Raw genomic sequence first — 23,546 nt, forward strand, 5'->3', positions numbered from 1 at the left:
CGGCCGTGCGGTCGCTGCAATTTGTTGAGTGGATGCAGGAATGTCTTGGTACAGCAAGGTTTTTTGGTCGGAAGGTCTGTTTCTGCGACCGCATCATTTGCAGCAGAACGACCGCTACATTGAGCATTTGCTGGAAAAGCGCGTTCGCTACACCACGCCGTACCCTTGGGGCTTCGCCCAGCTGGAGATCGACAAGGATCTTACCGAACAGAGCAAGTTCGCGGTGCGCAATGCGTCCGGCGTCATGCCGGACGGCACGCCGTTCGATATTCCCGCGGATAGCCCGATGCCGGAAGCGATCGAGGTGCCGGCAACGGCTGCGGGCCAGATCGTCTGGCTGATGATGCCGGTGGCGGCGCCAAATACCCGCGAGGTCGACGAGGACCGGACCGATAGCGCCAGTCGCTATGTTCGTACGTCGGAGACCTTCATCGACTCGACCTCGGCGCTGCGCATCGAGGAGGAGATCGACATCGCCTATCCACGGCTGTCGTTCGAGCTGCGCAAGACCAGCAAGCCGGGATATATGGGCCTCGGCATAGCGCGCATTCTGGAGGTGCGCGACAAGAACATCCTGTTCGATGACAAATTCGTGCCGCCGATGCTGGTCTGCGCCGCGCACCCGATCATCGAGGGTTGGCTCAACCGGGTCATCGGCTGGGTCGAGACCAAGCTCGACGAGCTTGCGCGTTACGCGGTCGATCCGTCGTCTGGAGGCGGCTTGCAAAGCGTCGACTATCTGGTGTTGCAGGTGCTGAACCGCACCATTCCCGTCCTGACCCATTTCCAGCGTTCCGGCAGCGTGCATCCTGAGCGGCTGTACGAGGAACTGCTGAGGTTCGCGGGCGAACTTGCGACATTTGCGACGGCCGAGCGCCGCGCGCGCAACTATCCGACGTACGATCACGACGATCTCGAAAACGTGTTCACGCCCCTGGTGAGCGACATCCAGGATTTCCTGAGCGCGCGGCTCGGCCGGCGGGCGATCCGTCTGGAGATCATCGAACGCGCTCAGAACGCCTTCGTATCGCCGATCCGGGATCGGGCGCTGTTCCGAACCGCGACCCTGGTGCTGGAGGTTGCCGCGCGGCGACCGCTCGTGGAGATCCAGAACGATTTCCCGCACCTGTTCAAGGTCGGGCCGAACACGAAGATGAACGAGATCGTGCACGCAAACCTGCCGGGTCTGACCCTGGTGCATTTGCCGACGCCGCCACCGCACATCCGTGCCATCACCGATCACGTCTATTTCTATCTCGACCGCAAGTCGCCGCTATGGCCTGAGTTCAGCACGGCGGCCTCGATCGGGATGCACTTTTCCGGCGACTGGCCGGAGCTCGAGCTGTACCTTTGGGCCATCCTGGAAGACAGGCCATGAGCGACAGGGACAAGCCGGTCAATCCTTTCGGTCGGGGCGAACGGACGATCATTCGTCCCAACCCGGGCGGGAAGTTGCCGTCGGCGCCGACCCCTCAGCCTCCGGCGGGCGAGTTGCCTGCGGCACGTCCGGCTTATTCGCCTTCGCCCGTGCCGTCGCGCGACACGCCAGCACCGCCGTCGTTTTCTCCCGTCCCGCAGGGCTCGAATTACGCCGCCCCGCCGGTCAGCCATCCGACCGAGGAATGGATCTCGACGCCGGCGCAAAACCAGACGCCACAGCCTCTATTGCCGCCGGGACCGCCGCTGCGCGTTGACGATCTGGTCGCGCCAAATGCCAATCCGGTGATGCGCGCTGCGGGCCCGTTGCTCCAACTGCTTGGCCGCCTGCGGGTGGCGCTCATGCGTGCGTCATTCGCCAGCCTGATGGAGCAGGTCGCAGATGCCATCAAGTTCTTCGAAAAGGACATCCGTTCAGCGGGCATTTCCGAGTATCAGGCCAATACCGCGAAATACATCCTGTGTGCGACGGCCGACGATATCGTGCAGCACATCCCGACCGAGGAGCGGCACGTTTGGACACAGTATTCGATGCTGAGCCGATTCTTCGGCGAGCGGGTCGGTGGAGTCCGCTTCTTCGAGATTCTCGACCATTTGAAAGTTGATCCGTTGATCAACTATCCGGTGCTCGAACTTCAGCACGCCTGCCTGGCGCTCGGCTTCCAGGGCATTCACCGTACATCGGCTGGCGGGCTTGCGAACCTGCAGCTGGTCCAGCGTAACCTTTACGAATTGCTGCGCCGGGTCCGGCCCAAAACGATGAGTGACCTGTCGCCCAATTGGCGCGGGCAGGCGCTGGCGAGCCGCCGGCAGCGTTTGCGTGTTCCGGTCTGGCTGGTCGCGGCTGTAGTTGCGGCGCTGCTGACCGGGTCCTATTTCGTGCTACGGACGCTTTTGGCCGGCCGGGCGGAGAATGCTGCCGAGGTCGCGCTCGCGCTCCATCCGGACGGTCCAATCGAACTCAAGCGCCGGGTCATTGCACCACCGCCACCGCCACCACCTCCGCCGCCGCCAGACCGCATCACCCAGTTGCAGCGCATCCGAAACGCCTTGGCGAAGGAGAACACCGCCTGCGCCATGACGGCGGACCAGACTGCGAGCTTCATCGTGATCAGGGTTTGCGACCTCGCGTTGTTCGCCTCGGGTCAGGCGACCATCCTCGACGGCTTCAAGCCGGTCGCGCTTCGCGTCGCGGCAACGCTCGACAAGGAGCCGGGACGCATCCGGGTCGTCGGCCATACCGACAGTTCACCGATCCGCACGGTGCGCTTCCCGTCGAACTTCGAGTTATCGGTCGAGCGAGCCAAGGCGGTGGCCGCCGCACTCAAACCCGGCATGACCGATGGTTCGCGCGTCGACATCGAGGGTAAGGGAGCCGATGCGCCGATCGCCAGCAATACGACACCTGAAGGGCGCGCTAAGAACCGGCGGGTCGAGATCTTTATCGAGCGCAGTGAATAGGCAGACACCGCGGGCTCTCGCGGTTTGCGACAGGTACGGTTAGATGCTTGCCAAGGACATTATCCGCATCATTCTCTACGGGGTCGGGCTCAGCTCGCTCGGAGCGGTGATCTACTTCGCCGGTCCCTTCATCGCATTCGGTGACTGGCGGCCGCTCGAGAACCATATTGTCCGGCAGATCGCTATTCTGCTGCTGACCACGGCCGTGGCGGCTGCTGTCGGTCTCAATCTGTTCAAGCGGCGCAAGAATGCCAAGGAGATTGCCGACGGTATCGCAGGTGCGGATCAGCCGGTCAGCGACGAGCCGGTGCTCAAGGAGCGCATGAAGGATGCGCTCGCGACGCTGAAGACCGCCAGTGGCAACAAGTCGGGCTATCTCTACGATATACCCTGGTACGTCATCATCGGCCCGCCCGGCGCCGGCAAGACCACGGCGCTGGTCAATTCTGGCCTCAAATTTCCACTCGCGCGCGGCGCGACGCCGGCGGCGATCGCCGGGGTGGGTGGTACCCGCTATTGCGATTGGTGGTTTACCGACGAAGCGGTACTGATCGATACGGCCGGCCGCTACACCACCCAGGACTCCAACAGCAAGGCCGACAAGGACAGTTGGCTGGCGTTCCTTGATATTCTGAAGAAGAGCCGGTCGCGCCAGCCGATCAACGGCGTTCTCGTCGCCATCAGTATCGAAGACATCCTGACGCTACCGAAGCAGGAGCTCGCACTCCACGCTGACGCCATCCGGATGCGCCTGCTCGAGCTGCACCAAAGGCTGAAGGTCAGCTTCCCGGTCTACGCGCTCTTTACCAAGGCCGATCTCGTTGCCGGGTTCACCGAATATTTCGCATATCTCGGCGAGACTGGTCGCCGTCAAGTCTGGGGTGCCACGTTCCAGACCGCAGACAAGAACCAAAATCTGGTGGGGCAGGTCCCGGTCGAGTTCGATCGTCTGCTGGAGCGCCTGAGCGAGGAAACGCTCGATCGTCTGCAGGACGAGCCGACGCCGCAGCATCGTGTGCAATTGTTCGGTTTCCCGGCGCAGATGGCGCGGCTCAAACCCCAGATTCACGACTTCCTCAACCAGATCTTCGAGCCGACGCGCTATCATGTCAATGCGAACCTGCGCGGGTTCTACTTCACGTCCGGCACACAGCAAGGCACGCCGATCGATCAATTGATCGGATCGTTGGCGCGTACGTTCGGCGCGGAGGAGGTTGGTTCCGGGTCCTATTCGGGCACAGGCAAGAGCTACTTCCTGGCAGATCTGATTTCCAAGGTCATCATCGGTGAGGCCGATTGGGTCTCGACCGACCGTGCCGCGGTACGCCGTGCACTGATCCTGAAGACCGCGGCGCTGTCGTTGATCGGACTGGTCTCGATAGGGCTGATCGCAGCCTGGCTGACGAGCTACAAGCGCAATTCCGATTTGATCGCGCAGAGCCTGCAGGCGGACGGGGAATATGCGACAGCCGGAGCGCCACTTATCAAGGAGACGCTGATCGCCGATCGCGATCTCGACAAGGTGCTGCCGCTGCTCTACCGGCTGCGCAATGCACCGGCGGGCTATGCATCGCGCAACGAGTCGGTGCCTCTGTCGGCCCGCTATGGCCTCAGTCAGCGCGCCCGGCTGCAATCGCCTGCGAATGCAGCCTATCATACGGCGCTCGAGCGCATGTTCCGGCCGCGCCTTCTGTATCGCCTGGAAGAGCAGCTCAACGCGCGCATCAACGAGCCGGCCTTCGTTTACGAGGCGCTGAAGGTCTACCTGATGCTTGGTGGTCTGCAGGCGCCGGATCGTCAGCTGATCCGCTCCTGGATGCATCGTGACTGGGCGGACAACCTCTATCCCGGCGCGACCAACGCGGAAGGTCGACGTCTGCTCGACGACAATCTCGCTGCGATGTTCGACCTCGAGACCGAGCAGCCGCCGCTGGTCGAACTTGACGGCCGACTGATCAAACAGGCCCAGAGCTCCCTTGCGCGCCTCAGTGTGTCGCAACGCGCCTACGAGTTCTTGAAGTCGGAGGCGCGTGCGTCGACGGCCGGCGATTGGATCGCCAGCCGACGCGGTGGTCCGGACATGGCCGTCGTGTTCGAATCCACGACGGGGCAACCGCTCGAGGCCCTGCGTGTGCCCGAGTTCTTCACCTATAACGGCTTCCATCAGAAATTCGTGGCGCGGCTGCCCGGACTGTCGGAGCGGATGAAGCGGGAACGCTGGGTTTTGGGCGAGGCCGGTCAGCAGTCGGCCGTCGACCAGCAATACGATAATTTGGCGGGCGATCTGCTCAGCATCTATTCCAACGATTTCGTGACGACCTGGCGAACGGCGCTCGGAAGCTTGCGTCTGAAGAAGCTGCTCGCTGACAAACCCAAATACGAGGTGCTGCGGGCGCTTTCTGCGCCGACCTCACCGATGCGGCAGATCCTGGAATCGGTTCGCGACGAAACAACGCTGACAAAGGAACGCCCGAAGACGGCGGGGAATTCCGTGGCACCTGCGGCGGCCGCCGTTCCGCCGGCCCCCGCACTCTTCACCAACGCCCAGGACGGTCCCCTTGGCGCGACAATCGAGGCCCAGTTCAGACCTTACCACGCCGTGCTCGAAGGCGAGAGTACCCGCCGCCCGATCGACTCGACCATTGCGAACCTGAACGACATCGCGCAGAGCCTCACGCTGATCATCGAGAATCCGCAACTGACCGCGCAGGCGGCTGCCGCGCTTCAGACCCAGGTCGCAGCCCTTCGCAACAATGCCTCGCGGATGCCTCCGCCGTTCTCCGACATGCTGCGAGCGGCGGCTGCTGAGTTCGAAGGGAGCATCGCAGCCTCGACCGCGGGACAGATTCTGCAGACGCTGCGCGATCAGGTCACGGCTGCCTGCCAACAAGCAGTGACCAACCGCTATCCGTTCGTCCGGGGCAGCACCCAGGAAGTTCCGCTCGCGGACTTTGCCAAGGTATTCAGCCCGAACGGGATCATGGATAGGTTCTTCGCCCAATATCTCGCCCCTTACGCCGACACGTCCCGGCCGGAGTGGGTCTGGCGGAAGGAAAGTCCTGTCGGACGGTCGTTTTCTCCGGATACGCTCAAGCAATTCCAGAACGCTGCCCATATCCGGGATGCCTTCTTCCAGACGGGCGGGGCCGTGCCGGCGGTATCGTTCGCAATCCGGCCGCCCGGTTCAGCCGGACCGGGTGTGACCGTTAAGACCGAGATCGGCGGTACCACGATTACGAGCCCGACCAGTCCCGGACCAGCGACGACATCGTTTTTCGGCGGTCCGCAGCCTGCGCCTGCGCCTCAACCGCAGAACAACGCGCCGACGACGGTCTTATGGCCCGGGCCGTCGCCGCGAACGGCGATTTCCGTGAGCAACGACACGGGTCCGCCTTCCGTTCTCGAGCGAACCGGTCAATGGTCGTTGTTCCGGATGCTGGAAGCAGGTTCATTGGTGGCGAAGGCGGAAACTGCCAGCGCGACTTTCATCGTCGCCGGACGCGAGCTCCACTATCAGATCTCAACCGGATCGTTGCGCAATCCTCTGAACATGTCAGTGCTCCGCGAGTTTCGCTGCCCGACGGGAATATGACCATGCGTTGCGGTTTATTCGGCAAGATCGGCGCAAAACGCGACTTTATCGCAATCGCGACCCCGCGCAGCTTCCTTGAAGCCTGGGAGCCCTGGCTGCAGGCTGCGCTGTCCGCAAGTCGCCACCGACTGGGCGCAGATTGGCGGCAGGCTTTCGTGACCGCACCGGTTTGGCGATTTTGGCTCGGCGCCACGATCTGCGGCAGCTCGGTCACAGGGGCGATCATGCCATCGCTCGACGGGGTCGGGCGGTACTATCCATTGACGCTGCATGCAGCCGCGCGCGAAGGCGAGGTGTTGCCTTCACCGAACATCGATCCGCAGGATGAATGGTTCGGGCAAGCGGAGGCGTTTCTGCTTTCGACCTTGGATCAGGCCGCAACCTTTGAGCAGATATCCGATGCACTGGATCGTCTTGAGGCGCCGCGATTGCAAGAGGCTGCGGCCTGCGACCCATCGATCACGTTGCTTGGTACCGGCGCAGTAGCAAGTGGTCCGGCGGCCGATGCATTCCCGGGAATGTTTGCAGCGCTTTGCGCCGCCGCCCCGGAAGTCTACGCCGCGGCCAGCTTCTGGTGGACGGCCGGAGGCGAGGGGTTTCCGTCAATGGCGCTAAGCTACCGCGGATTGCCGGATCCGTTTCACTTCGCGATGCTGTTGACCGGCGATCTTGCCTCGGCGGGACGGGATGACGCGCGATGACACACGTCCCAACCTCATTCGATGTCGGCAGCGTCACTCACGCCGGACGGGTGCGAGAGCGTAACGAAGATTCATTCCTGGTACGTACGGACGTCGGCCTCTGGGCTGTGGCCGACGGGATGGGTGGTCACGAGGCCGGCGATCTCGCCAGCCGCGTTGTGGTTCAGTCGCTTGACGCGATCGGATCGCTGGAGTCCGCTGCCGATCTGCTGGCGGAATGCGAGGTGCGGCTGTTCAGCGCAAACCAGCAGATCCTGGCGCTCAGCCAGGAGCGACAGGGGGCCACCGTCGGGACCACGGCGGCGGTTCTGCTCGTTCGCGACGGCTATTATGCCTGTGTATGGGCGGGCGACAGCCGGGTCTATCTGATCAGTCGCGGGATCATCAACCAGGTGTCGCACGATCATAGCGAACTTGAGGAACTCATCGCCGAGGGCGCGCTGTCGCGCGAAGACGTGAAGGATTGGCCGAACAACGCCATTACGCGCGCGGTCGGCGTCGCCGATGATCCGGAGTTCGAGGTGGTGACCGGCCCGGCCGCGCCGGAAGACATCTTCGTGATCTGCAGCGACGGCTTGACGAAGCACGTGCAGGACGAGGAGATCCTGCAGCATGCGGCGACGCGGCGCGCACAGGCTGCTTGCGATGACATGCTCGCGCTGGCTCTTGATCGCGGCGGCCTCGACAACGTGACGATCGTCATCGTGCGCCTGCTGGCGCCACAATCACGCGAGCCAACAAGATCGCCGCTCGATTGGAAGCCACAATCATGACCCCAAACGATCCGTTCCGATCGTCCTACAGAGGCGTGCCGACCGGCACCCGCCTCAACGGCATCTACGAAATCGAAGCGGTGATCGGCGCCGGCGGCATGGGTGAAGTCTATAAATGCCGCGAGATCCAGACTGGATCGCCTGTTGCGGTCAAAATGCTGCTGCCCGATATGGTCGAGAACGAAGCCGCTCTTGCGCTGTTCCGTCGAGAAGCCGCAGCGCTTCACAATCTGCCGCACGATGCGATTGTTCGCTATTTCCTGTTCACGGTGGAGCCCGTATTACAGCGGCCGTATCTCGCGATGGAGTTCGTGAACGGCCGCTCGCTCTCGAACATGCTCGATGACGGCCCCTTGACCCTCGAGGCGCTGATCAAGTTGATGCAGCGCGTCGCATCGGGGCTGCATGCCGCCCATGAGCACGGCATCATCCATCGCGACGTTTCGCCGGACAATATCATCGTGCCGCTCGACGACGTCAGGCGGGCCAAGCTCATCGACTTCGGCATTGCCCGATCGACCCAGCTGGGGGACAAGACCATCATTGGCTCGGGCTTTGCCGGAAAGGACAATTACGCATCGCCGGAACAGGTCGGACTCTACGGCAACGAGGTCACGGCCAAATCCGATGTCTACAGCCTGGGGCTCGTCCTGTTTCACGCGCTGACCGGGCAAAAGCTCGACATGGGCGGCAGCCAGTTTCAACTGGTGGAGAAGCGCCGGCGCGTACCCGATCTCGGAGCCGTGGACATGCGCATCCGGCCTTTGCTGGAGCGGATGCTGCAGCCTGATCCGGCATTGCGTCCGAGCATGGCGGAAGTCGCGAACTGGACGCCGGGTGGTTCGGCGGAGACATCAGCTACGCCATTGTACGGATTCGATCCGCTGCGGCGACCGGAAGGTGAGGCGCCGACGCCACCGGACCGGCTGCCGGTACCGGCGCGCGGGCGGGGTCATCTCTGGTACGGGGCGGGCGTGGCATTGATGCTACTTCTCGTCGGCGGAGGAGGATATGCCTTTTACAAGCTGATCTGGTCGGGGCCGGGCACCACGGTGTTGCCGCCACCTCCGAAACTTGCTGGGACCCCGGCGCCGCCGAAGGCCGAGCCAGCTGTCCCGCAGGTGGGACGCCAGGAGCCGGTCAAGCTGCCGGTGGCGCCTGCGGTTACGACGCCATCTCCAACACCGGATGGGGTCGGGCGAGCCGATCGCATCCGCAAATATGTGGCGCAATATTCCGGCGGCGACTGCTTCTTCATCCTGCCGGTGGCCGTCAGCCAGAACGCCGCCGTCATCGAAGGCTTCGGCGCCTCGACCGTCCCATTCGACACTTTTGACAAGGCGTTCCGGCGCGAGCAGGGCTTCGAAGCTTCCGTTGGCGTCAGGCAGGTGACTCCCGCGCAGTGTCCAGCCGTCAAGTTCTTGAGAGAGGTCGGGAACGAACAGGCGCGAGCGCCGCGCATCAATCTATCGGCGACAGAGCTGAAGGCCGACGAAACCCTTAGCGGCACAATTGAGAACTTCGCCAACCGCGTAGTGGAACTGCTGATGGTGTCGGATCGTGGCGAGGTCCAGAGTCTGACTTATCTTCTGAAGCCGGGCATCGACTCGCTTTCGTTTGCCCTCCCGCCAGCACGCGGCAGCGGTCCGCAACTGCTGTTGGTGGTGGCGACCCCGCAGGTCCTGGATTCCCTGCGCCAGCCGAAGCCGACCCCTGCCGACACGTTTTTCCTTCAGGCGCTCAGCGAGTCTCAGCGGAACAAAGTCGCCATCGTCGCAGCCGCACGTTACGTGCTGCTCACGAACTGATCGGCATGCTCAAAACGTTCCGATGACCAGGATCTTCAGATCTGCATCAGGCGTGAAATCGTTGGCGGTATATTCAAGCGTGCTGCCGGTGGAGGAGGTTTTGAGCCGCCCTGGACAGAAACTCACCAGGCGATCGCTGCCGCCCGGTTCGATCGTCAGCTTGAACGACCGGATCGGACCTGCCCAATTTGATCCGGTTTTCAGGACGTATGATATGCGCCGCTCCTGCAGCTTGCTGGTGTTGGCCTGATTGCTGCCTGCGCGCTTGTCGAGTTCTGCGAGGAACGCGTCCTGAATGCAGTACTCTTTCCGGTAACGCTGGACTTCCTGACTGAGGGCGCCGCTGCGACGCAAGCCGGAGCGCAAGATCGTGTCCGGACTAGTGCCGACACTCGGCCGATATTGGTGTTCAACGGTCACCTTTTTCGCGGCCGGAAATACCTGCTGACGGACTGCCGAGGTCTTCAGGACCCAGCCGGGCGCATATTGCTGGCGGCCGTTGTCGCTCCTTCCAGCAGGCAGCAGAAGTCCGTCGTCTACGAGCTGGGTTCGGATCGCATCGGGCAGGTCGGCTGCCCGGATCTCGCGGCTGCCGATCGGCAGCAGCGGCACTTTCAGTTCGCGCAGCAAGGCACTGACATCCTTGTTGCCAACCATGGCTCGCTGATCAATGGTTAGCGGCGTCGGGTGGCCGTCGACCTTGGTCGTGAAGTCGACAAAGTTGACCGGATCATCTGACGGCAGAGCAATGTTCTCGGCCTCCGAGAGGTCGATGTCGGGCAGCGGAAAGGCGACAGTCATGGTGACCGGCTTGGCCGTGACATTGGTGAACTGGTAGCGGACCGTGACGCTGTCCAACGCGATACGAAGGTTCTCGCTCTCCATGGCAACGTCATTGGTGCGTACGAATTGGAGCCCGCCGATGGATAGTTCCGCGGCTGAATCGTTGGCGCGGGCCGGCCACACCGTCGCAACCAAAAATGCCAACATCAAAGCCGGTGTTCGGAAGGTCAGTGGGGCAGAAAAGCCGTTCACCATGCTTGTCTCCATGTGGCGGCGCAGCATATGGTCGTAGCGCAGGTGCGCCTCATTCGATCGGCTGATAAAGATCGCCCCACTCGGATTTCCAGACCCCTTCCGGGTCGCAGACCACGATCGCAAGCTTCAAATCGTTCGCCAGTCGGATCGCCCCACGAAAGGCATCCTGTGCCGGCAATTGTGCGCTGGTCTGGTCGGCGGTCAGTCGCCCTCCGCTCACTGCCGCCGGCAGCACGATTGCTCCAGAAGCGCCGTCATTGTCGCGCTTCAGGACGAGTGTGATCGCGTCGGGCTGGACTTCATTCACTTGCTCAAATCTGTTCCGGGCCATAGTTTGCACCGCGAGTTGGAGAAGGTTCGGACGATCACCGTCCAGTGATGGAATTGAACGAGATTGAGAGTGCTCACCACTAATTGAAGCGCCGCGTTACCGGCATCTGGGATTAGTCGATCTGACGCGGCGATTGGTTCGGGATACATTGAGAACATGCTTCGTCCAAAGCGTTTTATCTGGGCCGTCATCGTTGGCGCTGGCATCTGCGGAACCCAGGCGCACGCCGACGATGCCGTCGTACGCAGCTTTGGCGACGGTTCGGCTGCTTCTATGGTTGGCATTGTCCCGGCCAGCGAGGACGTAGAACTCGCGGGTCCGCAAGCGATCAGCGCCGACGGGCAGGGAAATCTGTTTGTGCTTGATCAGGTTAACGGCCGCATTCTTCAGTTCGATCCCAAGCAGCCGAATTCTGATCCAGACATCCTCAAGATGCCCAAGGACGTCCAGCCGACAGATCTTGTCGTCCGCAACGATGACATTATGGTTTGGGACGGCGGCGTGCGGACGCTGAAGGCGGCGGCGGGACAATCCACGCGCGGACTCGGCGACGTGATCCAGCTCGAGGAAGTCTCGACTCGTGGTGTGGACGATCGGCTTGCCGTCTCCGCTTTCTCCCAGATGGGGTCGCAGGCGCCCGGCAGCGCAGCCGACTTGCTCGACCAGAATACCCGCGCAGCCATCATCAAGACGACGCGGCAGCCCGACCGGCAATACGTGGCTTCACGAGGCAAGGGCTCCGTGATCGCGGATCTCATTCCGGACAAGGGCAATGCGAGCGTGCGGGTCGAGATCCAGACTATGGTTTCCAACGAGACGATCGGTCAGCTCGCCCTCCGGGTTCGCAACCAACTTGGCGCGGTGGAATTTCTCGAGATCGACAACAGCGACCGCTTTTATGTGCTGGCTGAAGACGTTCCGCCGTCGGGCAAGAACCCCTCCACGTTCGTGGCGCGCTACGCCGCGAACGGCCGTCTGGAGGGAATTTATGAGCTTCCCCTCGAAAATGCGCCGTTGACCAGACGGTTCGTGACGGTCTCGGGGGACGGCGACGTCTATTTTCTACGGACCAAGCCCGATGGCATCGACGTGGTCGGCGTCGGTTTCAGGCCTCTCAATAATGTGTCGATCATCGACGTGCGGCCGTCGCGAACGGCAAATGCGCCTGCATCGCAACCCAGTTTCAAATTCGACGCCTCGGCCGCGGTGAGGCCGTCCAACCGACAACAGGCGATCGAGACCGCGTTTGCGTTCGAGGGCATCCAGTGGAAGCTGACGCAGGCGAACTACGGCAGCGATCCCGACAGCCAGTGCAGCGGCTTCAGCCGTATCCGGCGACCCTGGTATTTGCAGGGCAAGGTGAACCAAGAGGTGCGCGGCGTACCCTATTGCTGGGGCTGCCACGGTTCGCTCGCGAACTTCCGGCAGCGGATCGAGAGCGGAATGCTGGCTGGCAATGTGTGCACTCGCAACGCGCCGCGACCGGATGTGGCTGGCGTCGACTGTTCGGCATTCGTCAGCGCCACGTGGGGGCTCTCCGTCCACTACACAACTGCCGCAATTCCCGCGATTGCAGCCCCGGTGGCAAATCCGTGGGACCTGAAGCCTGGCGATGCGCTGAACAAGCCGGGCTCGCACGTGATGTTGTTCCTGCGATTCACGCCCGATCGCAAGGCCGAGGTGATGGAATCCTCGACTGGCGGCTGCAACGGCCGCGTCTGCCGTAACGTCTATCCGCTGGCGAGCCTGCTCTCGCGCGGCTACGTTCCGGTCCGCTTCAAGGCCTTCGCGGATGACCAGGCAACGGTTTCTGCAAACGCCTACCACGAAACCGAACCACCGGCGGGGCGCAAGACGGCAAGCAAAAGGCGCTGAACCGGCCGTGTCGTTCGCGCTACAAAATGATTAAGCGGGATGTCGAGGTGGATTACGATGCGAATGCCCAAGCGACTTGGTTGGAAGATCAGGCGGCTATGCGCGACGATCGGTCTGGCCGGGTCGATCGGACTGACGGCCCCGCAGGTGCATGCTGCCGGCGGCTTGGCGATCAGCAACCCGGAGGGAGCTGCGGTACGCGCGCTCGTCATCGGGATTGATGACTATCAGCACGTACGCAAGCTGAAGGGCGCGGTCGCCGACGCCACGGACATTGTCGGCAGCTTGAAGTCGATGGGGGTCGGAGACATCGTCGAACTTGCGAACGCGCAGGCCGACAGGGCGAGCGTTTTGCGCGAAATCAGCGCGCTGGTGGAGCGGACCGGAAACAACGACCTCATCTTTCTGTCGATCGCCGGTCACGGCACCCAAGAGCCGGAGCGCGTCAAAGGCTCGGAGCCGGACGGGATGGAAAACGTGTTCCTGCTGCCAGGTTTCGCAACCACGCCGACCGGCTCAGTCGAGCGCATTCTGGGGAGCGAGTTCAACCACTTCATCCGGCAGTTCGAGCTGCGCGGAGCGAAGGTGATCTTCGTGGCTGACACCTGCCATGGCGGCGGCATGGTGCGCGATATCGATCCGCGTGCCGCGGAAATGAGCTTCAGGCAAGTGCCGCGCTATACATTGCTGGTCGACGAACTGAAACCGGTCTCTGACAGCAACGATCCGAAGTCCGAACTCGACCTCGACCGCACGGCATTCCTTGCCGCGGTGGACCGTTACACGAAGGCGCCGGAAGTCCGCATTCCCGGGGTCGATGGCCTCCGCGGGGCTCTCAGCTATGCAGTCGCGCGTGCCGTGGAAGGGAGTGCGGACATCAATCACGATGGGAAGGTGACGCTGAAGGAGCTCTTCAGCAATGTTCGGCAGGTGGTCTACCAGCTATCGGACCAGCGTCAGAACATCGTGACGATATCATCGCCGGCCCAGGCACCGGACACCGAGGTTGCCTTCGGCTTGACGCGCGGCGTCGTCTTGATTCAGGGGCCGGCCGCAAGAGCAGCCTCTGGCTCTGCCGGGACCGGCGCGCCAGCCGAGGCACAGGCGCCGCCGCCGCCGGCTATCACGGCCAAGGCATCCACTGCTCCGAGCCTCGCCGCGGCCCCGACCAAGGACCTTCCGATCGGTCAAACGCCGCCGCTTCGCCTCGCTTCGCCCATCCGGCTCGCGGCGCTCGACGGCAAGACGAGCTACTTTGCGAGCGTGACGACCAAGGATATTCCCGTGCAGGCCGTCCAGCCGACGGACAACCCGGATCTCATCTGGGATCCCATGTCGCACGATGTGATCGCATGGGGCGACGTGGTTGCGTACGGGATGGACATTGCCAGCCTATCAACGGTCGTTGACCGGACGGCGGCGATACGTGAACTCAAGCGCATCGCGGTTCGGTCGCCTCAGATGATGCGCATATGGCCGGACGACCGCCAGCAGCGTGCCGGCCAGACCGTCCAGGTTGACCTGTCTGATGTGGCATCGCGGGCCGTGTTGTTGTTCAATGTGTCCGGTGATGGCACCATCCAGATGTTGTATCCGGTGGGCTCCGATCCTGCATTGGTCCGATCGGCGAACTTGCGGCTGCCGCTGAAGGTCGGTGAACCCTTCGGTGCGGAACAGATTATTGCAGTGACCTCGCAGCAACGCATGGGCGAACTGGAGACAGCCTTGATACAGCTCAACCGGCGTCGCGCCTCGGGGCAGATGATCAAGAGCCTCGAACGCTACTTGCCCGTGGACGCCCGGATCGCCTCGATCGGCTTCTTCAGTGCTCCCTAGGGGAGAGCAGAAGCTGCCCAGTTTGCGAGCGATCCGCCGGCAGGGACCGCGGCTCCCGGTACTTCTGCTCCCGCTACTGGTTGGTGGCGGACCTGTCTGCGCGGCACCGCTGCCTTGGGTGTCGCTGCCTACTGGCATGCACGCACGGCTTTGGTCGGTTCAGGCGGCGCGTGGCCAATCCAACAGTGCAGGGGTGTCGCTCCAGATCCTGCCGGGCCAGACCGTCACTCTCGGCAGCAAGGTGTCGTTCGGCGTCACCGCCAGGAAGGCTGGATATCTCATTCTAGTCGACATCGATGCGGAAGGACGGATGTCCCAGATCTTTCCGACACCCGAACTGTTGGCGCAGTCGGACGGCCGCGAAATCAATCTCGTCAAGCCTGGCGTCGAATTTGTCGTTCCGAGCCCGGCCGCACGGCAGAGAGGTTTTGAGTTTGTCGTCGCACCGCCGGCTGGATCTGCAGTGATGATCGCCATCTTGAGCGAGCGACGCGTCCATTTGCTTGATTTGCCGGACTTGCCGCGCAAGCTACAAGATCAAGCCGCAGCGTTGAGCTATCTATCGGCCTGGACCAGTGAGTTGCGCGTGCCGGACAACGCCAGCGGAAGATTGTTGCCGAACAATTGGTCGTTCGACGTCAGACCCTATTCCATCAAGTGAGCTCGCGCGGATACGCCGCGAGGTCAAAGCTTGCTGAGGCGGCTGAAGAAGCCGCCACGGGCGATCATGTAATGAATGTCGTTGGGGAAGGGAAATGCGCTGCGAACATTGGAAATCGCGCGTTGGAGAAACTCACCAGTCGATGATGCGGACTTCTGCTGCGACCGTGGTTGGTCAGCGACCTGAGGTATCATGAACCGATCAACAAAAGCTTCGTCCAGATCGTTGACTCTGACCATCTGACCGAATGCCGGGAACAGATCGTAGTGACCTACGGTCACGCGGAGGTTCTTGAGGGCAGGGCGCTGAGGCTGCGCTCGATTGCCGTCGGAGGTCGCCAGCCCGCGGCCTATCAGATCCAACTTCACGGACTGCGGCAGCGTTGAGGGACCATAAACGATCTCTAGCGCAGTGCCGCTCTGCCCAGACAGCCACTGGTACCAGAAGGTCGCATCGTCGGGTCGCGCCTTGGCCCCGTAAAGGCAGTCAAATCCCCAACAAGCACTCAGCTTGGCCTGATACTTTCCGAGAGTTCCGACCAGATTGCGCATGCCGTTGCCGCCGCCGGAGTGGCAGGCGATGATGATTTTGCCAATCTGGAGTTGAGGAATGGACGTCGAAGAGCCTCCCAGGAACTTGGCCAGAGCTCCGAGGATTTCCTCGAGGTACCGTTCCCCCCAGTTCGACGTGGCCAGATCCTTGACGCTGTAATTTCCAGCAAAGGCGTCGCCAACGGCATATTCATATCCCAGGAACGGCGCGATGAGCACGACGTCCTTGCCGGAATCCCGAACCTGTTCACGAAGGCGCGCTGGATCGTTGTGAAACAGGAATTCATGATCTTTGACGTAGAAGCCATGCAGCCAGATCACGATATCCAGTTTGGTGGTAGTCGTTAAGTGCTTTGGCGGAAGATATGCCGCCGTCGGCTTCATGCCGGGCGCCAGCCGCTTCGTAAAGAGAGTCACTCCTGGAAAGGACTTGGCGTCTTTCTGTTCGAACTCGCACGCCACCACGAAGGTCGCTCCGCATCGACCGGGTCGGGCGTGGACTTGGGCCGACCCGATGTTACATGTGATTGTCCGCCAAATCCTCGATAGGCTTCCTATGACGGCTGGCGAATTCGCACCTTGCTAATTGCAGACTTCGACATTCCCGGTGTTGCCGCCGGGACCTCCCCCGCCCCGGTAGTCGAGGTGGCAGCCGCGACGGACCTGGCGGCACAAATATGCGTCGCAAACGACCTGGCCGCTGCCGCCGCTGGACTTCGCGGTTGCCTGTCGCCGCGGAACGTCCGCCACGGGCTCGGATATTTCGCGACGCGAACGGTCCGCACGTGACGCACCTTCGTTCGCGTTGCGCTTGGCAACGGGCTTCTTCCCGCGCCGCTTCTCGCATTCGTTGTCATCGTTGAGGAACGAGCCCTCGGCGCAAGTGATCCTGACGCACTGGTCGCCACTAGCCTTGTAGCCATGATCACAGATCACGGGACAGACCCGGGCCGGCTTGAGCTTGATCGCGTCAAGCGCATCGAGACTTGCGAGCTTGGTATCGAGTTTTGTTCCCGCGTACCGGTTGAACAGACTCAGCGAACGCTGTGACGCCGTATTCCAGCGGCCATCGACGGCACCGGTGAAGCAGCCGACGCGGTTTAATTCGCCTTGGACCGACTTGGCGATATCGGCTTTTGCGATATCGGTCTGGCGCGGCTCGGCGGTCAACGCCGCGAGCCTGGGCGGGCTGTTGGCGTCGGCGGACATCGCTGCTGTGGAACCATCCGCAGCCGTGCTCCCAACTGCCGGCTTATTCTCGGAAAGCGCAGCAACGATTGTGGATTCTGATGCAGTTCGTTTCCGTTCCGCTTCAGTAGCTTGCTCAAGCGCAGTTTGCTTCGCTTTCTCGGCGGCTACACGGGCCTCTTCGGCAGCCTTCAGATCGGCAGCGGCTTTCTCCCGCTCGACACGCTGAGCCCCCTGGGACATCAGGCGAGCCTGTTCCTGCTCGGCCTGCTGCGCCTTCGCTGTTGCCGCGACGCGTGCCTCTTCGGCCTCGAATTGATTCAGCTGCAGCTTGGCGAGGTTTGCATAATATCCGTCCGGATGCTGGCTCAGGAATGCGTTGAGAGCAGGCTTGTTGCGCAGCTGCAACGCCAATTCGTAGTCACGGCGGATTTCGGACTGGGGATTGGCAGCTTGTGCCGGCTCTTCTGCCTTGGCGACCGGAACAAGCGCAACGTCTTCGCCGCCCAGCGAGCCGTAAACGTAGGGCTCCTGCCGGTTGCCCGTGGCTTGCAAGACGTCATCGCGCACGAATCCGAAGGCCCTGCGCAAGTCGAGCCCAGGCTTTGCGATGTATTTCACGAGAGCTGTCGCGTACGGACTGTTCTTGCTGTTGCCGTCCAATGCAGTCAGTCCGGCTTTCGCGGCAAACGCGATCAGCGTGTTTGAGACGGTGGGCTCGACCCTGGCGAGCCCGCGGCTGATGGATCGCGAGGCAACGGTCCGTTTCATCGAATCCGCGAACGGATTGTTCCGGCACGCATCGACGATCACGACGCGCAGCTGCTTTGCGGGCTCGATCGCCAGCAAGACGCGGTCGAGCGAAAATGCCTCGTCGTAAATGTCGGTGTCCCGCTCGAGCCTGGCGTCTGTCGGGATCAGATAGTTCGTTCCGTCAATCTCGATCCCGTGGCCCGCATAGTATACGACGGCAATGTCGGCGTCGCGGGTCTGATCGGCGAACTCTCTCAGAGCCCGCCGCATATCTGCCGCGGCGAGGTTGAGCCGGGAGTCGACCACGTCGAAACCTGCGCTCTTCAAGGTCGCGGTGATGGACGCGGCGTCGTTGGCCGGGTTCGGGAGCAGGGGAGCATTCTGATAGCTGGAATTGCCGACCACCAGGGCGACCCGCTTGATGGCCCAAGCCGGCTGACAGGTCAGGAACAGCGCAGCAGCAAGGAGAAGACAAACTTGGAGGTGCCTGTACGTTCTCATGGCGAAACACCCGCATCTGCCCGAAGGATAGTAGTCACGTCGCTAAAACGGCCGCATAGAACGCGATATTGCTCATCAAGCAATTCTTACGTTATTGGCGGCCACCCATCTGCGTACACTAACAGTTCGGAGGCTGATCCATTCCTTATATTGTCGTTGCCCAAAGCGAACGCGTTCAAGTTCGCACCCAAAGTTTCGGACGACCACGGGCCCAGCCAATAGGGCAATCCGCGGCCGCGTGAGTTTCAAGCTACTGATTTAATTATCTATTTTTTCGCCTCACCATCGTCCCGTCGAAACGGAGGGGGTGGGACCGTTTGAAGCAACATTTCGGGAGCGCGGCGTGAAGGGCGGGAACCGACCTCCGGCCCGGAATGGAGCAACCGAATAGGGCTTTCGGACGATCGGAGCGATTAAGCCAATGTGTCCAGAAGATCAAGGACCTCAGACAGAGGAATCACCGCAGCTTGATCATGAGGTCGTTCTCCAGCATCAGTTTCAGGAGAATAGCACCAAGGAGATCGTAATAATCCTTCTTCTTTCGAACCGACCATTCTTTGGCGTCACCGTTCCAATAGCGCGAATCCGCGTCGGAGAGGCGACCGCGTAGCAGAAGGAAGAGGCTTTTCTTGTCGACAGTATTCAGCCGAGAGCCCTGCAGGCGGCCCAGTCGAAGTCCGAAATTATGGAGCTTGCGGAATGTTTCGCGCTTTTCGGGAAAGACGTTGTCGAGCGGAGGGTAGGCGAGCGGGGGATAGAAGTCGCTGACCGTCGCGGACGACCAACCGTCGGCTTGCATGACAAAGGATGAGCAAAATGCACCGAAGAAGTGTCGCCTCGATTTGTATTGCAAGGCATCGTTGTAAGGTGCACCCAGCGCAACGAATGGACCGACGAGAGTGGCGAGCGTACCGACCGCGATCATTCCACCTTCGGCAAGCGCACCAAGTGGAATTTCCGACATGCTGATGCCCATGTCTGCAATGCCATAGACATCCAGCGCCTTGGATATCACATCGTATGCGTTCTGATCGCTGTATCCGGGAGCGCTAATTACACCCACGCCCTTTGTGCCGGTGATGGCGATCGCGTCTTGATAGTACATCGGGTCCGGAAGAAAGATGTATCCCGGGTCGGCGTCGTCCGTAAAAGCCCAGTTCCGACCTCCGTCGAGACTATGGCGGCAACCGACATATTCGCGCAGGTACCAATTGACCTGGTCGGTGTAGAAGCGGTCGAGCGGGCTGAGGCGAAAATTGATCCAGATGATGTCGTGCTCGGAGTACTGATGATGGTTTCGGGCCGCCAGGGTGAACCAGGTCTCTCCGGTCCTGACTTTGTACTTGGTGGTGTTGGCAGGCTGAGTCCAGGGCTGCAGCGGCTTCAGGGGGCGCCTTTCGTTGCGCAACGGCTGCACGGCCATCCTATATCTCCAGATTTGAACCCATCGAGACGTCCGGTCGCCAACCAACTTCAAGCAGGGGCTTGCAGCCTTGCTCTTGGTGCGGTTCTACTTGGACGACGTTCAATAGCCGTCTTGATACGGAGGTCGTCATTCGATCGAATGATATCTGGACGCCTTGCCCGGTTCGGAAGGCGCAGTGCAAATTGCCGCGTTTGGCGGAATGAATTCGAAAATCGACTTAGAGACCCTCATGCCCATTCCAGTGAAAATTTACATCACGCCATTTGCCGAAAAGGGTGTTCTGGAGCCCGTGAAATGGGATTGTGATGCCGCCAAAAAGGCTCTGGATGTGGTGAACAAGATCTGGTCGAAGGCCAAGATCACTTTCGTGATCAATGATTGCCTGACAGACAGGCCGCTTGACATGGCAAAGAACGCCCGCGGCAACGACAAGCAGGTGCTTGATGTTCTCAGCCTCCGCCATGCGGCCGATAATGCGATCCACGTTTATCTGGTCAATCCGATTCCAAACCTTTCAGCAGGCGGCGGCTCATACCTTCATGGCGATCCGGAGCCGGCCAGCTTCGTGCAGTGGTATGGCAACGACTTTGCCAGTGGACGCGCCTGGGCCCATGAACTTGGCCATCTGATGAGTGTCGACCACGTCGAGATAGACTATACCAACGAGAGACAGGCGGCGGCGCTGAGCAGCAACCTCATGACGAAGGGCCTGAACGTGGGCAGCGAGTTGACCAAGCAGCAAATTGAAACAGCCAGGGGCTCTAAGCTCGTCAAGCGGTTTGGCGGCTGACGTCGCCCGGATATAGTTGATTCTTTTCCAGCGGTGAGCGCGCCGAAGGGACGGGTGTTCACTGCGGTGCTCAACATTTGCTTGGTACGGCAGCAACATATGGAGCCGAGATCGAGAAAGTGGAGCGCGCCGCATATGTCCGGCGCCACCACGGATCCCTCGGTACCTTTGGTATCTAGGCAATCGTTTTCAAATACAGGCTCGGATCGAAGTATTTGCTCGCCGGCGTGAAGTCCTTGATGCCCGCATTAGCCATGAAAAAGTCTGTCGACTGCTGCAGCCAGTTGGTGACGGTCCCGTCCGAGTACATCCGCTTCCAATCCTTGGATGTGAACATTTTCTGAGCTTTGAAGGACTCGTTGATGTCGGACAGTGGCGTCTGACTGTAATGCCCCTTTTGCAGCTTCTCCATCGCCTCGTTGCTGTTCGCGACCATATAGTCGTTGGCATCAGCCCAGCCGCGAATCAGCTTGGCCAGGGTTTCCTGGTTGGGTTCATAATAGTCGTTCGCCGCAGCCCAGCCGCCAATTATGGCCGCCTTTGGATAATAGGCTGACGCATCGGCCAGCATGGTCGCGCCCGGCACCTTGTCGCGAACGGTGACGTTGAACGGCACCCAGAGCGCCACGGCCGGCACGGCGCCGGAGATGAAGGCGGTCACAGCCGCTGGCATGGTCTGGTTGACGAGCTCGACCTCCTTGGGATCGACCTTGTTGGCCCGCAGCGCGGTGTCGAGGAACACGTGCGCCGTCGTGCCGGTCGCGGTCGCGATGCGCTTGCCCTTCAGTTCCGCGAACGACTTGATGCCCTGATCGCCGCGGACCCACAGCTGCGCGGTTGCGACCTCGATGTCGTTGATCAGAAACACCTTGCCTTGGCCGCGGGCCGGGAAGTTCGAGAGGACGGCGCCGGTCGCCAGCACCTCGAGGCTGCCGCCGATCAAAGCCTGGAAGATTTCGAGGCCGGTGTTGAACTGCCGCAGTTCCAGATCGAGGCCTTGCTTCTCGAAGGACCCACGGTCCATACCGGTCCAGATCTGGCCGTCGACGGCGACGGTGTGGAGATAGCCGACCCGGACCTTCGTCTTCGCTTGCGCGATCGCCGGTGCCGAGGCCGTGAAGGTGCCGAGCGCAAGGCCCGCCGTCGTGGTCAGAAATTGCCGCCGATCCATGATGTGTCCTCCGTTTTGCTTGTTATTCCGAGAATGAGACCGGACGCATCTGCGCTTGCTGGGCGCGATATTCGTCCATCACCAGTTGCCTGATATGGCTTCGCAGTTCCGCGAATTCTGGCCGCTCCTGGATCGACTCGTCGCGCGGGTAAGCGAAGGGAACGTCGATGATCTCCTTGATCCGCGCCGGCCGCGCCGTCACCACCACGATGCGGGATGCGAGGTAGATCGCCTCCTCGACGGAATGGGTGATGAGCATGACGGTCTTGCCTTCGGTCTCCAGCACCTTGAGCAGAAGGTTCTGCATGTTGGAGCGGGTCTGGGCGTCGAGCGCTCCGAACGGCTCGTCCATCAGGAGAAACTGCGGCTTCACCGCATAGGCCCGCGCGATCGCTAGTCGTTGCCGCATGCCACCGGACAGATGCTTCGGATAGGAATTGGCAAAGTCGGACAGGCCCATCAGGCCGAGATAGTGATCGCAGATCGCATCGCGCTCGGCGGTGGGGGCATGGTTGGCGTTGAGCGTCAGGCCGAAGGCGATGTTCTGCTTCACCGTCAGCCAGGGGAAGACGCCATACTCCTGGAAGATGACGCCGCGCTCGGGGCCGGGGCCGGCGACGGGACGGCCGTCGAACAGGACCTTGCCGGTCGTAGGCTTCTGGAAGCCGGCGAGCATGCTCATCATCGTGGTCTTGCCGCAGCCGGACGGCCCGATCACCGCGATGAAGTCGCCGTCGTTGATGTCGTAGCTGACGTCCTCGACGACGTTGAGACGACCCTTCGGCGTCTCGAAGGACAGCGACACCTTGTCGAACTGCGCGCGCTTGTTCATGCGATGGCCCGATCCTGCCAGACCAGCAGCCGCGCGGTGATCTTGCGCAGGATCAAATCCATGATCAGCGCGATCAGGCCGATGCAGATGATGCCGACATAGATGACGTCGAGCAGGAAGTAGGTCGAGGCATTCTGGATCATGGCGCCGAGCCCGCGCTGCGCCGCGATCAGCTCGGATGCGACCAGCGTCGCCCAAGCGACGCCCAGCGCCACGCGCAGCGCCGTGAGAATGTGCGGGACGGTGAGGGGAATAATGACCTTGCGAAAGATCTCGGTCTGGTTGGCGCCGAGCGTCTGCGCCACGCGGATGTAGAGCGGCGTGATCTGGGAGACGCCCTCATACATCACGATCACGCCGGAGAAGAACGATGCGTAGAACAGGATGACGAGCTTTGCGAGCTCATCGACGCCGAAATAGACGATCACCAGCGGGATCAGTGCGATCGGCGGCAGCGCGCGAAAGAAGTTGATCATGGGGTCGGCGAAGGTGCGGGCGGGGCGATACCACCCGAGCAGAAATCCAACCGGCACGGCCACCAGGATGCCGAGCGCGACGCCGAGAAAGACGCGCCGGGTCGAGGCGAAGATGTCGATCAGCAGGCCTTCCTTGGTGAGAAGCTCGAAGAATTTGGCGGCGACCTGGTGCGGCGCGGGAATCAGAGAGACGTTGACGAAGCCGCTCCAGCGCACGGCGTACCAGAGCAGGATTGCACCGATCCACGGTATCAATCCGAGACCGAAGCGTCTCAGGCCAGCTCCGTTCATTCGACGCGTCCACCCAGATTGCGGTTGATGTTTTCAAAGGTCATATTATAAATA

General features: G+C 61.5%; 18 protein-coding genes. 10 read left to right on the top strand and 8 right to left on the bottom strand.

Going from position 1 to position 23,546, the window contains the following annotated elements:
* Positions 1-40 precede the first annotated feature (40 nt).
* Genes tssK through GGD67_RS27860 form a run of 6 tightly spaced genes read left to right on the top strand, consistent with a single transcriptional unit; the run spans position 41 to position 9,772 of the window.
* Complete coding sequence (gene tssK, locus GGD67_RS27835; protein WP_177237212.1) at positions 41-1,378, top strand: type VI secretion system baseplate subunit TssK; 1,338 nt, start codon at positions 41-43, stop codon at positions 1,376-1,378.
* The gene (gene tssL, locus GGD67_RS27840; protein ID WP_092258854.1) at positions 1,375-2,898 is read left to right on the top strand and encodes a type VI secretion system protein TssL, long form; all 1,524 of its coding nucleotides are present in this window, start codon (positions 1,375-1,377) and stop codon (positions 2,896-2,898) included. Before tssK ends, tssL begins: the two co-directional genes overlap by 4 nt.
* A 43-nt stretch (positions 2,899-2,941) precedes the next feature.
* Positions 2,942-6,490, top strand: coding sequence for a type VI secretion system membrane subunit TssM (gene tssM, locus GGD67_RS27845; protein ID WP_179737383.1), 3,549 nt, complete (start codon positions 2,942-2,944; stop codon positions 6,488-6,490).
* A complete protein-coding gene (gene tagF, locus GGD67_RS27850) occupies positions 6,487-7,191 on the top strand; it encodes a type VI secretion system-associated protein TagF (protein ID WP_092258861.1) in 705 nt (234 codons plus the stop codon). The genes tssM and tagF overlap by 4 nt, the downstream gene beginning before the upstream one ends.
* Positions 7,188-7,964 (top strand): PP2C family serine/threonine-protein phosphatase, encoded by a 777-nt coding sequence (locus GGD67_RS27855; RefSeq protein WP_092258864.1) that lies wholly within the window; start codon positions 7,188-7,190, stop codon positions 7,962-7,964. The genes tagF and GGD67_RS27855 overlap by 4 nt, the downstream gene beginning before the upstream one ends.
* Positions 7,961-9,772, top strand: a complete 1,812-nt coding sequence (locus tag GGD67_RS27860; protein ID WP_179737386.1) for a serine/threonine-protein kinase — start codon at positions 7,961-7,963, stop codon at positions 9,770-9,772. The genes GGD67_RS27855 and GGD67_RS27860 overlap by 4 nt, the downstream gene beginning before the upstream one ends.
* 9 nt (positions 9,773-9,781) lie before the next feature.
* Here GGD67_RS27860 and GGD67_RS27865 read toward each other — a convergent pair whose 3' ends face one another.
* A complete protein-coding gene (locus GGD67_RS27865; RefSeq protein WP_246784201.1) occupies positions 9,782-10,810 on the bottom strand; it encodes a DUF4424 domain-containing protein in 1,029 nt (342 codons plus the stop codon).
* A gap of 49 nt (positions 10,811-10,859) precedes the next feature.
* Positions 10,860-11,141 carry a hypothetical protein gene (locus GGD67_RS27870; protein ID WP_177237213.1) on the bottom strand — a complete coding sequence of 94 codons (282 nt, stop codon included), beginning with the start codon at positions 11,139-11,141 and terminating at the stop codon, positions 10,860-10,862.
* 156 nt (positions 11,142-11,297) lie between these two features.
* On the opposite strand from GGD67_RS27870, the gene GGD67_RS27875 reads away from it, so the two are divergent.
* From GGD67_RS27875 to GGD67_RS27885, 3 genes are read left to right on the top strand one after another with little or no spacing between them, the layout of a single operon-like run.
* The gene (locus GGD67_RS27875; protein ID WP_092258876.1) at positions 11,298-13,016 is read left to right on the top strand and encodes a hypothetical protein; all 1,719 of its coding nucleotides are present in this window, start codon (positions 11,298-11,300) and stop codon (positions 13,014-13,016) included.
* Between the two features lie 57 nt (positions 13,017-13,073).
* On the top strand, positions 13,074-14,852 hold the full coding sequence (locus GGD67_RS27880; RefSeq protein ID WP_244550700.1) for a caspase family protein: 1,779 nt from the start codon (positions 13,074-13,076) through the stop codon (positions 14,850-14,852).
* 22 nt (positions 14,853-14,874) lie between these two features.
* The gene (locus GGD67_RS27885) at positions 14,875-15,513 is read left to right on the top strand and encodes a DUF4384 domain-containing protein (protein ID WP_246784202.1); all 639 of its coding nucleotides are present in this window, start codon (positions 14,875-14,877) and stop codon (positions 15,511-15,513) included.
* Between the two features lie 23 nt (positions 15,514-15,536).
* Here GGD67_RS27885 and GGD67_RS27890 read toward each other — a convergent pair whose 3' ends face one another.
* The 3 genes from GGD67_RS27890 to GGD67_RS27900 all read right to left on the bottom strand — a co-directional run bounded on the left by GGD67_RS27890 (position 15,537) and on the right by GGD67_RS27900 (position 19,929).
* Complete coding sequence (locus GGD67_RS27890; RefSeq protein WP_179737388.1) at positions 15,537-16,529, bottom strand: hypothetical protein; 993 nt, start codon at positions 16,527-16,529, stop codon at positions 15,537-15,539.
* A gap of 117 nt (positions 16,530-16,646) precedes the next feature.
* A complete protein-coding gene (locus tag GGD67_RS27895; protein WP_092258885.1) occupies positions 16,647-18,506 on the bottom strand; it encodes a caspase domain-containing protein in 1,860 nt (619 codons plus the stop codon).
* 457 nt (positions 18,507-18,963) lie between these two features.
* A complete protein-coding gene (locus GGD67_RS27900) occupies positions 18,964-19,929 on the bottom strand; it encodes a hypothetical protein (RefSeq protein WP_179737390.1) in 966 nt (321 codons plus the stop codon).
* Between the two features lie 178 nt (positions 19,930-20,107).
* On the opposite strand from GGD67_RS27900, the gene GGD67_RS27905 reads away from it, so the two are divergent.
* Positions 20,108-20,722, top strand: coding sequence for a hypothetical protein (locus GGD67_RS27905; protein ID WP_312009885.1), 615 nt, complete (start codon positions 20,108-20,110; stop codon positions 20,720-20,722).
* 175 nt (positions 20,723-20,897) lie between these two features.
* Here GGD67_RS27905 and GGD67_RS27910 read toward each other — a convergent pair whose 3' ends face one another.
* Genes GGD67_RS27910 through GGD67_RS27920 form a run of 3 tightly spaced genes read right to left on the bottom strand, consistent with a single transcriptional unit; the run spans position 20,898 to position 23,492 of the window.
* A complete protein-coding gene (locus GGD67_RS27910) occupies positions 20,898-21,893 on the bottom strand; it encodes an ABC transporter substrate-binding protein (RefSeq protein WP_179737392.1) in 996 nt (331 codons plus the stop codon).
* Between the two features lie 22 nt (positions 21,894-21,915).
* A complete protein-coding gene (locus tag GGD67_RS27915; protein ID WP_179737394.1) occupies positions 21,916-22,725 on the bottom strand; it encodes an ABC transporter ATP-binding protein in 810 nt (269 codons plus the stop codon).
* Positions 22,722-23,492: an ABC transporter permease gene (locus GGD67_RS27920; protein WP_179737396.1), complete on the bottom strand. Its 771-nt coding sequence runs from the start codon at positions 23,490-23,492 to the stop codon at positions 22,722-22,724. The genes GGD67_RS27915 and GGD67_RS27920 overlap by 4 nt, the downstream gene beginning before the upstream one ends.
* Between the last annotated feature and the right edge of the window lie 54 nt (positions 23,493-23,546).

Origin of the sequence: Bradyrhizobium sp. IAR9, assembly GCF_013408065.1 — a bacterium.
In the GTDB taxonomy this organism is placed as follows: Bacteria; Pseudomonadota; Alphaproteobacteria; order Rhizobiales; family Xanthobacteraceae; genus Bradyrhizobium.

What these genes read in the sequence shown, in the direction of transcription:
- tssK (WP_177237212.1), top strand. Translation starts at nt 41, where the DNA reads ATGTCTTGGTACAGCAAGGTTTTTTGGTCGGAAGGTCTGTTTCTGCGA.
- tssL (WP_092258854.1), top strand. Translation starts at nt 1,375, where the DNA reads ATGAGCGACAGGGACAAGCCGGTCAATCCTTTCGGTCGGGGCGAACGG.
- tssM (WP_179737383.1), top strand. Translation starts at nt 2,942, where the DNA reads ATGCTTGCCAAGGACATTATCCGCATCATTCTCTACGGGGTCGGGCTC.
- tagF (WP_092258861.1), top strand. Translation starts at nt 6,487, where the DNA reads ATGACCATGCGTTGCGGTTTATTCGGCAAGATCGGCGCAAAACGCGAC.
- GGD67_RS27855 (WP_092258864.1), top strand. Translation starts at nt 7,188, where the DNA reads ATGACACACGTCCCAACCTCATTCGATGTCGGCAGCGTCACTCACGCC.
- GGD67_RS27860 (WP_179737386.1), top strand. Translation starts at nt 7,961, where the DNA reads ATGACCCCAAACGATCCGTTCCGATCGTCCTACAGAGGCGTGCCGACC.
- GGD67_RS27865 (WP_246784201.1), bottom strand. Translation starts at nt 10,810, where the DNA reads ATGGTGAACGGCTTTTCTGCCCCACTGACCTTCCGAACACCGGCTTTG.
- GGD67_RS27870 (WP_177237213.1), bottom strand. Translation starts at nt 11,141, where the DNA reads ATGGCCCGGAACAGATTTGAGCAAGTGAATGAAGTCCAGCCCGACGCG.
- GGD67_RS27875 (WP_092258876.1), top strand. Translation starts at nt 11,298, where the DNA reads ATGCTTCGTCCAAAGCGTTTTATCTGGGCCGTCATCGTTGGCGCTGGC.
- GGD67_RS27880 (WP_244550700.1), top strand. Translation starts at nt 13,074, where the DNA reads ATGCGAATGCCCAAGCGACTTGGTTGGAAGATCAGGCGGCTATGCGCG.
- GGD67_RS27895 (WP_092258885.1), bottom strand. Translation starts at nt 18,506, where the DNA reads ATGAGAACGTACAGGCACCTCCAAGTTTGTCTTCTCCTTGCTGCTGCG.
- GGD67_RS27900 (WP_179737390.1), bottom strand. Translation starts at nt 19,929, where the DNA reads ATGGCCGTGCAGCCGTTGCGCAACGAAAGGCGCCCCCTGAAGCCGCTG.
- GGD67_RS27910 (WP_179737392.1), bottom strand. Translation starts at nt 21,893, where the DNA reads ATGGATCGGCGGCAATTTCTGACCACGACGGCGGGCCTTGCGCTCGGC.
- GGD67_RS27915 (WP_179737394.1), bottom strand. Translation starts at nt 22,725, where the DNA reads ATGAACAAGCGCGCGCAGTTCGACAAGGTGTCGCTGTCCTTCGAGACG.
- GGD67_RS27920 (WP_179737396.1), bottom strand. Translation starts at nt 23,492, where the DNA reads ATGAACGGAGCTGGCCTGAGACGCTTCGGTCTCGGATTGATACCGTGG.